The organism is Agrobacterium sp. M50-1 (genome assembly GCF_049843495.1).
In the GTDB taxonomy this organism is placed as follows: Bacteria; Pseudomonadota; Alphaproteobacteria; order Rhizobiales; family Rhizobiaceae; genus Agrobacterium; species Agrobacterium radiobacter.
Window position 1 is genome coordinate 327,089 of sequence record NZ_JBBHZH010000003.1, and the last position, 11,524, is coordinate 338,612.

An 11,524-nucleotide genomic window follows, 5' to 3' on the forward strand; every position below is an offset into this window, starting at 1 on the left:
TGCCTCCTTACCGTGAAGCGTAAATCCACGATAAGGAGGTAGGCCAGAATTCAGGCTTTTCAAAGCGGTCCAAATTTTAAATTTCGGTAATGATCCTCAGCCGCCAAAGGCAAGCGAGAGACCCGCAATCGCCGTCAGCGCGCCGACGGTGCGGCTTGCGGCCGAGCCGAAACGGGCAATGCCGAGGCCGAGCGCGATGCCGGCCGCATGCAGGATGGCGGTGGCGATCATGAAGCCGACGCCGAATTGAAGCGCGCCGGCGCTGCCGAGTTCACCGCCATGGGCATGGCCGTGGAAAAGCGCGAAAGCGCCGACAACGGCCGCCGCCGCTGCCGTGGGAAGCCTTGCCGCCATCGCAACCAGCAGGCCAAGGCCGATCACGGAGGCGAGAATGGCGGGTTCGACGAAGGGAAGGTCGATGCCGTAAACCGCCATCAGGAAGCCTGCGGCCATGGTGCCGACGAAAGCGGCGGGCACGATCCACAGCGCCTTGCGGTCGTTTCGGGCAAAGGCGATCTGCGAGGCCCAGATGCCGACGGCCACCATCGCCAGAATATGGTCCGCACCGAAGAAGGGGTGGGACACGCCGGCCATGAAGGAACCGTGTTCTTCCGGGTTCAGATGGGCGAAAGCGGGCAGGGTGGTGAGGCCGAGCGCGGCGGCGGCGAGGCTTAGTCTTTTCAGCATGGTTCCCTCTTGAAATTATGGCCGTCCGCAACGGAATCTTGGGCTTTCCGCGGCAGGCGGCGCTGCAATGAGGCGTCGACGATATCGCGAAGGCAGACAGGCTGTCCATGCGTCATCTGCCGGGGGTGCTGTTTATTGTTGGCGGGCAAACCTTGCCTTTTTCTCTCATTGCCTTACGTAACAAGTCGCACTATGTCCGAAGGGCATGCACGAATTTTGCTGGAGAGAGCCGTTGATGAACGAAGACGAAGACGACAAGAGCAAGGAACTGCCGATCGGCAAGGAAACGGAAGCGAATCTTTTCAAGTCGCGTTCGATCTTCATCTATGGCGGCATCACGCAGGAACTGGCGCAGAAGGTCTGCACGCAGCTCGTGGCTCTTGCCGCCGCCAGTGACGATGACATTCGCGTTTACGTCAATTCGCCGGGCGGTCATGTCGAATCGGGTGATTCCATCCATGACATGATCAAGTTCATCAAGCCGAAGGTCTACATCATCGGCACGGGCTGGGTCGCCTCCGCCGGTGCGCTGATTTACGTCTCGGTGCCGAAGGAACGTCGCCTCTGCCTGCCGAACACCCGCTTCCTGCTGCACCAACCCTCCGGCGGTACGCGCGGCATGGCGTCCGACATCGAAATCCAGGCGCGCGAAATCATCAAGATGAACCAGCGCCTGATCAAGATCTTCTCCAAGGCCACCGGCCAGAGCGAAGAAAAGATCGCCAAGGACATCGATCGCGACTACTGGCTCGGCGCGGAAGAGGCCAAGGATTACGGCCTCGTCGGCAAGATCGTCGAAAGCCAGTCGGAACTCTGAGTTTTCGATTTTCAGTTGAGAAAGCCCGCATCGGTCAAAACCGGTGCGGGCTTTTTCCGTTCAGGCCGCCTTACTTCATCATGTCGCAGGCCTTCATCATGTCGGCCTTTTTCATCTTGTCCATTTCCATACCGGCCTTGTGCATGCAGTCCTTCTTGCTGGCCATGGACATGCCATCCTTTTTCATCGTCTCCGTCTTCATGGTGTCGCTATGCATGGTATCCTTCTTCATCGTATCGGTTTTCATGCCATCGGCATGGGCGATGCCTGCGAAGGAAAGAGCGGAAAACAGGGAAGCGGCGGCGATGGCGGTAAAAATGCGGGTCATGAAAGGTCTCCTCTGGACGTCGTTGCATGTCCGCCGGCATTGTGCCGGGGCTCACGATTGTCCATTCGGGAGCGACCCGCCGCCTGTTACATCTTCACGCGCTTGTGACGACAAGTTCGGGCGAGATTTTTTTTAAGCCACCATGTAACAATATCCTGCCGACTGCGAATAACCCGATAGTGACGATGACAGGCAGCCCTTCGGAAGAGACATTAAAAATGCTGATGCTGCGTTCCCTTGATGGGGACGAAGGTGCCTACCGGCATTTGCTTCATGGCCTGCGACGGCTGCTGATTGCCTATTACGGCCGGCGCATGGCGGCCGCCTCCAGAGGCGATGTCGAAGATCTCGTGCAGGAAACCCTGTTGTCGCTTCACGCCAAGCGGGAGACCTATGACCGTGCAAGACCGTTCACGGCATGGTTCTTCTCGATAGCGCGCTACAAGCTCATCGATCATTATCGGGGCAGGGGCGCCCGAATGCTGGCGGAAGTGGAACTCGATGAGACGCTGGAGGCGGAACCCTCCGTCGATGCGGTCATGGCCCGTATGGATGTGGAGCGGCTGCTCGATGACCTGCCGGAGCGGCAACGCGATCTCATTCGAAGGGTTAAGCTCGAAGGCCAGTCAATTGCCGAAGCGGCGGAAAAATCCGGCCAGACCGAGCTGGCGGCAAGGGTTGGTATTCACAGAACGCTGAAAGTCCTGGCGGCAAAGTTGCGGGGGGACAGGTGAGAAAAACGGAAGACATCATCGAACAACTGGCGGGTGATCTGAAACCCGTACCCGCTTTCGCACTGGAGCGCAGGCTGGCATTCGCGGCCTTGCCCGCGCTCGGGATCTCACTCGTGCTGATGGTCGTCATTCTGGGGCTTCGCGTCGACATGAGCGAGGCCATGACCGAGCCGGGTTTCTGGGTCAAATCCGCCTATAATGCCCTGCTGGCCCTCACTGCATTTTTTGCCGTCATGCGCCTTGCGCGGCCGGAAGGCGAGAGGGGTTGCCTGTTTGTGTGGCTTGCGCTGATTTTTGCCGCCATGGCGCTGATTGCGCTCGTCCAGCTTGGATTTGCCGTGCCCGGCACCTACAGCACCCTCATTCTCGGATCATCGGCGCTGCATTGCCCGTTTCTGATCGTTGCTTTCGCGCTGCCGCTGTTTCTGGCGAATTTCGCGATTCTCAGGCGGTCGGCTCCCGCTGATCCCACGCTTGCGGGTTTTGCCGCCGGTATCGCCGCGGGTGCGGCCGGAGCATGGGTCTATTCGTGGTTCTGCACCGAAAACGGCATGGCCTTCGTGTTGATCTGGTATTCCCTGGGCATTCTGTTGGCCGGTATCATTGGCGCTTTCGCCGGTTCACGTCTGCTCCGCTGGTAAAGCAGTATCCCTCTCGGTTGCCGATGCCGGCCCGGACATTGTCCAGAGCCGGCATTCTGTTGCGGTGGATTTCACTGACCCAGATTGGCGGGAATTGCGAATGCCGCAAACTGGGTGAACTGCTTGCCCATGTTGAAATTGTCGTCGGAGGCGATGACAAAAAGCTGCTTGCCATCCACCACAGGGCCGAAGGCGAAGCTCTCGATATTGTCGATATCGAGGCCGAAATCGCCTTCGTTGATTTCAAACCAGGGTGATTTGGACACGGCGGCCACGGATGCCGGATCGATCTTGTCCTTGCCGAGAATATTGTCGGCGCGGGACATGTCGGCGATGAAGAAGCGGATGTGGTTGCCGACGCCGGAGGCAAAATTGCGCTCTACCGCGACAAAACGGCCATCCGGCAGGGCTGCAATGGCGGAAAGGCCGTTGTCGTTATATTTCGGCTCGGCGGCTGTTGGTGTCTTCGAGATTGCCTCGGTGACATAGACGTGCTCGGCGACCGGCTTCAGCGTCGCCGTGTCGATGACGAGGATACGGGCCGGGCTGCCCGCCTGCGGCGTCGCCTTGGGGCCGTCCTGGATGAGAGCGTTTTCGGTGGCGGCGATCAGCCGGCCGGGCATCAGGGCCAGGCCTTCAAAAGCGAGGTTGTTCTGAACGCCCTTGGTCTTTGCGTCGTTGACGAGATAGGCGTCCGGCAATTCCAGCCGCTTCACATTGCCGCCGTCGATGTCCGAGACGTAAAGCGCCGGCAGGTTCTTCAGGTCGCGTTCGGAGGACCAATAGAGCTTGCCGCCCTTGCGGTCGAGCGCGATGCCTTCCGCATCGATGCTCTTTGGCGCAAAAGCCGCGCCGGTCTCGTCTTTCAGTTCATGGGTCGCGGCGATGTTGAGCGTGGCGGCGCCTTCCGTTACGGCCAGTTCCAGCTCGTAATAGCGGGCCGGACCTTTTTCCACGCGATCATCGGAAATTGCGAAATAACGGCCCGTTTCGCTGTCGAAGGCGAGATCGGAAATGCCGCCGAAGGTAACGCCATTGATGGAGAGGCCCGAAGGCACGACGATCTGGCCGAGGAAGGCCGGCGCAGGCGGGGTCTGGGCAGCGGCGGGAAGAGCCGCAAAACAGCAGGCGGCAATGGTGACGATGCGGAGCATGGCGAGGGTCCCTCTTGTGGCGGATGACCTGTTGTGATGCGGGCAGGATTAGCGCCCCGCCGCTAAACTTTGATGACGTTTTCCCTGCCGCCGTACCTGAAGTCTGGTGGCCCATCTTGCCAAGTCGCGTCTTTTTTGATCCTGAATATAACCACGCTTCATCCAAGGCGTGTCGCCATCCCCGGATTCGCGCATCACGCTTCAATTTTTCTGCCTGTCGCCAATGCAGACCGCTGCGGTTGTTTGCGACAGGCCGCAGGCCGCAGAGTGCTTTATGCTGAAAGATTTTTCCGTCCAGAGCCTGTTCATGGGCTGCCTTACCGCCTTTGTCGGTTTCGCCAGCTCCTTCGCCGTTGTGTTGCAGGGGCTGAAAGCCGTCGGTGCGACGGATTTCGAAGCGGCGTCGGCGCTGATGGCGCTTTCGGTGGCGATGGGGCTTTGCGCCATCGCTCTTTCCGTCACAACCCGGCTTCCCATCAGCATCGCGTGGTCGACGCCGGGCGCCGCGCTGCTTGCCACCACCGGCGTCATTGAGGGTGGCTTTCCGGCAGCCGTTGGCGGGTTCGTCATCTGCGCCATTTTGATCATCATCGCAGGCCTGTTCAGGCCACTTGGAAAGGCGGTCGCCTCCATTCCCGCGCCGCTTGCCAATGCCATGCTGTCAGGCGTCATCATCGGCCTGTGTTTCGCGCCGATCAAGGCAATCGGCTTCAACCCGGCGCTTGGATTACCAATCATTCTCGCCTGGATCGTTGTTGGAGCCTTCAAGCGGCTGTTCGCCGTGCCCGCGGCCCTTGCCGCCTTCGTGCTTGTCATGATCTTCGGCGTCGATATTCCTGATGCCGCGCTCGATAGCGTGGCGCAATCGCTGACACCGCCGATTGAGTGGGTAACGCCCGTCTTCAGCCTGCACGCCGTCGTCTCCATCGCGCTGCCGCTCTTCATCGTCACCATGGCCTCGCAGAATATTCCCGGCATCGCGGTGCTGAAGGTCAATCACTACGACCCACAGCCCGGACCACTTTTCGCGGCGACCGGCTTTTTCTCGCTGCTTTCCGCGCCCTTTGGCGGCCATGCGGTCAATCTTGCCGCAATCACGGCTGCGATGTGCGCGGGCGAGGATGCTCATCCTGATCCGAAGCGGCGTTACTGGGCGGCGATCATCGCCGGTATCGGCTATATCATCTTCGGCCTGCTGGCCGGCGTGGTCACGGCCTTCGTGGCGCTGGCGCCGCCCATCCTCATTCAGGCGGTGGCGGGGCTGGCACTGGTCGGCGCCTTTTCCGGTTCCGCAGTGGCGGCCTTCAAGGAGCCGGAAACCCGCGAGGCGGCGGCCATCACTTTCCTCATCACGGCCTCCGGCCTCTCCTTCGGCGGCGTTTCCGGTGCCTTCTGGGGGCTGATCGGCGGCGGGCTGATGATGGCGTTGCAGCGGGTGGTAAAGCGTGGTTAGGCAGAAAGGCTTGAGAGCGGCAGGCAGGGAAAATAACCAGCGCGCAGCACAAGATCACTTGTCAGACCGCCAGCCGCTGTTTATACACGACGCCATGAGCAACAGCATCGCAACCATTTCCGGCATGAGCGCGCAGATTTCTGCGAACGCCTCTCCGTGCGGTGCACTCTCGCTTCTTAGCCTCGACCTTACACGCGGTTGCCGGGTCCAGTGAGGAGCGCCCGGCGGCCGAAAGCCCGCTGGTGCAAACGCTCCTCATCTCGAAATCTCATTTTATACTGGATTTAGGCTCTAAAGGGCCGCGCATCCGCCGATGGCTGAAGACGCCCGCGGACTGCGCAAGGAGGAAGCGAAATGGACGGCAAGATCACTAATATTTCCAAGGGCATGTCGGACGCGAGCGTGAAGTATCGCCCTTACCCGACCATCAATATCCCTGACCGCACATGGCCGGGCAAGACCATCGACAAGGCGCCGATCTGGTGTTCGGTGGACCTGCGCGACGGCAACCAGTCGCTGGTCAACCCCATGGGTCACGACCGCAAGGCCCGCATGTTCAAGCTGCTGCTCGAAATGGGCTTCAAGGAAATCGAGATCGGTTTTCCTTCGGCCTCGCAGACGGACTTCGATTTCGCCCGCTGGTGCGTGGAGGAAGGCAATGTGCCTGACGATGTCTCCCTGCAGGTGCTGGTGCAGTGCCGCCCGGAGCTGATTACCCGCACGTTTGAAGCGCTGGAAGGCGCCAACAAGCCGATCATCCATTTCTACAACTCCACCTCGGAATTGCAGCGCCGCGTGGTGTTCGGCAAGGATGTGCACGGCATCAAGCAGATCGCTGTCGATGCGGCCAAGATGATCACCGATATGGCGGCCAAGGCCGGCGGCGGCTACCGCTTCGAATATTCGCCTGAGAGCTTCACCGGCACCGAGCTGGAAGTGGCGCTGGAAATCTGCAACGCCGTGGTCGAGGTCGTAAAGCCGACGGCCGACAACAAGCTGATCCTGAACCTGCCGTCGACGGTGGAAATGGCGACGCCGAACATCTATGCCGACCAGATCGAATGGATGTGCCGCAACATCGACAACCGCGAAAACGTCATCATTTCCCTGCATCCGCACAATGACCGCGGCACGGGCATCGCTGCGACGGAACTCGGCCTGATGGCCGGTGCCGACCGCGTCGAAGGCACGCTGTTCGGCAATGGCGAGCGCACCGGCAATGTCGACGTCGTGACGCTGGCGCTGAACATGTATACGCAGGGTGTCGACCCCGAGCTGGATTGCCGCGATATCGAGCGCATCAAGGCGGTCTATGAATATTCCAACGAAATGACGATCCCCGAGCGTCACCCTTATGTCGGCGAACTGGTCTATACGGCCTTTTCCGGCTCGCATCAGGATGCGATCAACAAGGGCATGAAGGCGATCAAGGTCGCCAACCATCCCGTCTGGGAAGTGCCCTACCTGCCGATCGACCCGAAGGATGTCGGCCGCTCCTACGAGGCGATCATCCGCATCAACTCTCAGTCGGGTAAGGGCGGCATCGCCTATATCCTCCAGCAGGATTACGGCATCAACCTGCCGCGCAACCTGCAGGTGGAGTTCCGCGAGGAGATCCAGCGCATTACCGATGAAGAGGGCGTGGAACTGCCGGCCAAGCGCATCTATGAGCGCTTTATCGAGCGCTACGTGACGCAGCCCAATGCGCGCATCAAGTTCGTCGATCACCACACCTATCCGGCCGGCGATTTCAAGGGCGTGCGCATCGTCGCGGCCGAGATCACTGATAATGGTGAGGTGAAGCGTATCGAGGGCAAGGGCACCGGTCCGATTGACGGGTTCATCAATGCGCTGTCGGTTTATCTCGGCATCGATCTGTCGGTGAATGATTATTCCGAGCACTCGCTGCAGCATGGCTCTAACGCATCTGCCATCGCCTATGTCGAGATGGAGCATCCTGGCGGTAAGCTGTTCGGGGCGGGCGTCAACACGAACATTGTGGCGGCGTCGCTTGAGGCGATTGTGTCGGCGGCGAACCGGGTGCTGGAAGAGCGGGCGAAATAAGCTTGCCTTGAGGGTGGGGGATGGCACCCCCCTCTGCCCTGCCGGGCATCTCCCCCTCAAGGGGGGAGATCAGCAAGAAGCACCACCACTGCTTCATTCTCAAACATCGAGATGGTCGAGGGCTCGCCTCGGGTCGATCTCCCCCCTTGAGGGGGAGATGCCCGGCAGGGCAGAGGGGGGTAAGCCAGAGCCTCCAACCTCACTGCTCCAGACTCTATTTCCCCAGCAGCGAAAACCCCAACGGCCGCCCGTTTTCATAAAACACCCTGATATCCTCAAGCGCCACACCCGTTCCCGTCTCATTGAGACTATGCCGTTCGCAGGCGACGCTCCACGTGCCCGGCCCACCGGAAATGTGGAAGAGATTATAGGCCGCGCGCGGTTTTTCCCCACCCGGCCCCTGGCTGGCCGAGGCGACACCAACGACCGGAATGTGGTCTTCCCCGTGATGCGTATTCAGCCAATAAACCGTGTTGAGATGGGTATGGCCGTGCAGCACGAGTTCCGCACCGCCGACGCCCAGCGCCGCTGCGAAACGGCGAATGCCGATCATGCGCTTGTGGGTGGGGGAGGCGCCGCGAATGGGCGGGTGATGGATCATCACCACGCGGAACAGCCCCTGTTCACCAGCCTTTTTCAGGAGTTCCGCCGTGGCGCGGGCCTGCCGGTTGCCGAAATAACCGGTGGCTGAAAAGGGCGGCGTTGCAATCGAGGTGGAGCAGCCGATCAGCGCCACGGGGCCGCGCACGCGCATATAGGGGAAGATCTTGCGGTCGTCGTCCCATTCAGCCGGGTCGCCATCGCCACGAACGTAGGGATACCAGGCCTGCATGGCCTTGTCATGCGCGCCGGAAACATAGGCGTCGTGATTGCCTGGCACCACCGAGGTTCTGTCAGGGTCGCCCACTTCCTCCAGCCAGTCGGCGGCGGCGCGGATTTCGATGCCCGTCGCAAGATTGACGAGATCGCCGGTAATAGCCAGATGATCGGGTGATTTGGCCTCGAGATCGTCGAGCAGCTTTTCCAGCGTATCGGTGAAGAGATGTTTGCGGCGGTTGCGGTGCCAGTTGACGAAACCGGTAATCCGTTTCGATGCAAGTTCCCGGAAAGTGAGTTTTGGCAGTGGCCCTAAATGGACGTCTGAAATATGGGCAAGTTTGAACATGGCGGCAGAGATAACCTATGATATGCCGCGCGTCCAATAAAAGCCGGCAGGCGGGGAGAAACCAGGGTGAATGACGAAACAACCGAGCGGCAGGCCCGTCCGTTCCATATGCGTGTCTTCATCCGCTTTCTGCATTTCGTTTTTCTGTTCACGCGCGGCGCGACTCTTGGTGTGCGTGCGGCTTGCTACGATGAAAAGGGCAGGATTTTTCTGGTGCGGCACACCTATCTTCCGGGCTGGTATCTGCCGGGCGGCGGTGTAGAGCGTGGCGAAACCCTGCTCGCGGCGCTGCACAAGGAAATCCGCGAGGAAGGCAATCTCGAAGCTGCCTCCAGGCCGGAGCTTTTCCACGTTTACCTCAATCTGGAAGGCAGCAATCGCGATCATGTCGCGCTTTATCGGCTTGAGGTCACCCAGACCAAACCGAAAAAGCCGGATCATGAAATTGCTGAAAGCGGCTTTTTCGATCTTTCAAATCTGCCCGAAGGGGTGACGGCCGCAACCCGCCGCCGCCTTGCCGAACTTGCCGGCGAAGCGGCGATTGCCGACTACTGGTAGCGGCGTATTTCGTCAGACCAGCGTCTCGCGTCCATGCGCCATGGTCAGGTCCAGCTCCGGACCGACGGGCACGATGCCGGTCGGATTGATGGTGCGGTGGCTGCGGTAATAATGTTCCTTGATGTGGCGCATGTCGACCGTGTCAGGCACGCCCGGTGTCTGGTAAAGATCGCGCAGGTAACCCGTCAGGTGCGGATAGTCGTGGATGCGGCGGATATTGCACTTGAAATGGCCGACATAAACGGGATCGAACCGCACCAGAGTGGTGAACAGACGCCAGTCCGCTTCCGTCTGCTCCGCGCCGAACAGGAAACGGCGGTCCTTCAGGCGATCTTCCAGCATATCGAGCGTTTCGAACACCTTCACGGCATTCTGCTGATAGGCGTCCTGCGTGGTGGCGAAGCCGGCCTTGTAGACGCCGTTATTGACGGTGTCATAGATCACGTCGTTCAGCGCGTCGATCTCGGCGCGCAACGCCTCGGGATAATAATCCGCCTGCGAGCCGGTGAGGTCGTTGAAGGCGGTATTGAACATGCGGATGATTTCCGCTGATTCATTGGAAACGATGGTGCCGCGCTTTTTGTCCCAGAGCACCGGCACGGTAACGCGCCCGGAATATTTGGGGTCCGCTTTGGTATAGACCTGCCAGAGCGTGGAGGCGCCGAAGAGGGGATCCTCGGTCGCGCCCGGCGTGCGCTCGCCCTGCGGCTTGAATTCCCAACCGTTTTCCAGCATCAGCGGATCAACGACTGAGACCGAGATCAGGTCGTCCAGTTTTTTCAGCTTGCGGAAGATCAGGGTGCGGTGCGCCCAGGGGCAGGCGAAAGAAACATAAAGGTGGTAACGATCTTTCTCCGCCTCGAAACCGCCTTCTCCGGAAGGGCCGGGTGCGCCATCCGCCGTGACCCAGTTGCGGAACTGCGAGGCGCTGCGCTTGAAATGCCCCTTGGTTTCCTTGGTGTCGTACCAGACGTCTTTCCACACACCTTCCACCAGCATGCCCATGATGATCTCCTTGATTGTTTCCTTGACGACGATACTACCCGTTTCGCTCAATCCCGCGAACCCGCAAGGCGTTGAACAATGCGTTTCCGGTCCCGCACAGGGTGAATGGGGGAGCGTCGAGATTTGTTCTGGACGGGTGGTGATTTTCCTGATAATTGCGATTTTCACAAATCTGAGGAAATTGCAGACTATGATCGAACCACGGATGCTCCGACGACGCTGACGCTCCTGAACGCCCTTACGGGCGCAGACGTCATCTATTGTCGCATCCGCATTCTGGAAGTTTCGGTCTCTTCATGTCCAAGCACGATCTTGTCTACCTCACCGAGGACGCGTCGCACGACGCCATCATCGAAGTCATCAACGAAGAAGCATTTGGTCCCGGCCGGCACACCCGTGCGGCGGCGCGCATCCGTGAGCAGGGTCCGCATGACCGGTCGCTCTCCTTCGTCTGCGCCGATGACGGCGAGACGATCGCTTCGGTGCGCATGACGCCGGTTCTGGCCGGCGGGGTGAAGGGCCATATGCTTGGCCCGCTTGCGGTTCGGCCCTCGCACAAGAACAAGGGCATTGGCCGGGAACTCGTTCGCATCGCCATTGCGGCCGCAAGGCGGAAGGGCTCCGAAGCCGTCATCCTGATCGGCGATCCGCCCTATTACATGCCGCTCGGTTTCGAAAAGGTCGCTTATGCGGCGCTCGATTTTCCGGGGCCGGTTGATCCGAACCGGGTGCTGGTGGCGCCGCTTGGCAATGACGTTCATCAGCGGCTGAAGGGCAAGATCGGCTGGCGCAACTGCGAGGCGGTGATGCCTGCCGCAGCGGCTGAAGATGAGGGTTTTGAGGAGCCTCTTCGGGTTTACGGCTAAGGGTCTTTCTGCAAGGCAGCTTTGCCTTTTCCCGCCAGCGCTTCTGTCTTCC

12 protein-coding genes are annotated in these 11,524 nt (G+C 60.0%); 7 read left to right on the forward strand and 5 right to left on the reverse strand.

From position 1 onward, the window contains the following. Window positions 1–96 precede the first annotated feature (96 nt). Window positions 97–687, reverse strand: coding sequence for a HupE/UreJ family protein (locus WDZ78_RS09155; RefSeq protein WP_020011401.1), 591 nt, complete (start codon window positions 685–687; stop codon window positions 97–99). A gap of 235 nt (window positions 688–922) precedes the next feature. On the opposite strand from WDZ78_RS09155, the gene WDZ78_RS09160 reads away from it, so the two are divergent. Further along, window positions 923–1,504, forward strand: a complete 582-nt coding sequence (locus WDZ78_RS09160) for an ATP-dependent Clp protease proteolytic subunit (protein WP_003523060.1) — start codon at window positions 923–925, stop codon at window positions 1,502–1,504. A gap of 70 nt (window positions 1,505–1,574) precedes the next feature. Here WDZ78_RS09160 and WDZ78_RS09165 read toward each other — a convergent pair whose 3' ends face one another. Further along, on the reverse strand, window positions 1,575–1,832 hold the full coding sequence (locus WDZ78_RS09165) for a pentapeptide MXKDX repeat protein (RefSeq protein ID WP_425672853.1): 258 nt from the start codon (window positions 1,830–1,832) through the stop codon (window positions 1,575–1,577). Between the two features lie 218 nt (window positions 1,833–2,050). On the opposite strand from WDZ78_RS09165, the gene WDZ78_RS09170 reads away from it, so the two are divergent. Further along, window positions 2,051–2,566 (forward strand): sigma-70 family RNA polymerase sigma factor, encoded by a 516-nt coding sequence (locus tag WDZ78_RS09170; RefSeq protein ID WP_425672968.1) that lies wholly within the window; start codon window positions 2,051–2,053, stop codon window positions 2,564–2,566. Then, window positions 2,563–3,207: an NrsF family protein gene (locus WDZ78_RS09175; protein WP_020011398.1), complete on the forward strand. Its 645-nt coding sequence runs from the start codon at window positions 2,563–2,565 to the stop codon at window positions 3,205–3,207. The genes WDZ78_RS09170 and WDZ78_RS09175 overlap by 4 nt, the downstream gene beginning before the upstream one ends. 71 nt (window positions 3,208–3,278) lie before the next feature. Here the strand turns inward: WDZ78_RS09175 and WDZ78_RS09180 are convergent, their stop codons facing one another. Then, window positions 3,279–4,361 carry an esterase-like activity of phytase family protein gene (locus WDZ78_RS09180; protein ID WP_425672854.1) on the reverse strand — a complete coding sequence of 361 codons (1,083 nt, stop codon included), beginning with the start codon at window positions 4,359–4,361 and terminating at the stop codon, window positions 3,279–3,281. 274 nt (window positions 4,362–4,635) lie between these two features. Between WDZ78_RS09180 and WDZ78_RS09185 the strand changes: the two genes are divergently transcribed. Together WDZ78_RS09185 and leuA are read left to right on the forward strand one after the other, a co-directional pair. Beyond that, window positions 4,636–5,814 carry a benzoate/H(+) symporter BenE family transporter gene (locus tag WDZ78_RS09185; RefSeq protein ID WP_111793511.1) on the forward strand — a complete coding sequence of 393 codons (1,179 nt, stop codon included), beginning with the start codon at window positions 4,636–4,638 and terminating at the stop codon, window positions 5,812–5,814. A gap of 354 nt (window positions 5,815–6,168) precedes the next feature. Beyond that, entirely contained in the window at window positions 6,169–7,878 is a 1,710-nt protein-coding gene (gene leuA / locus WDZ78_RS09190) for a 2-isopropylmalate synthase (RefSeq protein ID WP_020011395.1), read from the forward strand. 214 nt (window positions 7,879–8,092) lie between these two features. Here the strand turns inward: leuA and WDZ78_RS09195 are convergent, their stop codons facing one another. Continuing rightward, entirely contained in the window at window positions 8,093–9,043 is a 951-nt protein-coding gene (locus WDZ78_RS09195; protein WP_425672855.1) for a metallophosphoesterase family protein, read from the reverse strand. 66 nt (window positions 9,044–9,109) lie between these two features. On the opposite strand from WDZ78_RS09195, the gene WDZ78_RS09200 reads away from it, so the two are divergent. Next, window positions 9,110–9,601: an NUDIX domain-containing protein gene (locus WDZ78_RS09200; RefSeq protein ID WP_425672856.1), complete on the forward strand. Its 492-nt coding sequence runs from the start codon at window positions 9,110–9,112 to the stop codon at window positions 9,599–9,601. Window positions 9,602–9,613: 12 nt separating this feature from the next. Here WDZ78_RS09200 and WDZ78_RS09205 read toward each other — a convergent pair whose 3' ends face one another. After that, window positions 9,614–10,606, reverse strand: coding sequence for a glutathione S-transferase family protein (locus WDZ78_RS09205; RefSeq protein ID WP_425672969.1), 993 nt, complete (start codon window positions 10,604–10,606; stop codon window positions 9,614–9,616). Window positions 10,607–10,902: 296 nt separating this feature from the next. On the opposite strand from WDZ78_RS09205, the gene WDZ78_RS09210 reads away from it, so the two are divergent. Further along, a complete protein-coding gene (locus WDZ78_RS09210; protein ID WP_004430175.1) occupies window positions 10,903–11,472 on the forward strand; it encodes a GNAT family N-acetyltransferase in 570 nt (189 codons plus the stop codon). Window positions 11,473–11,524 lie beyond the last annotated feature (52 nt).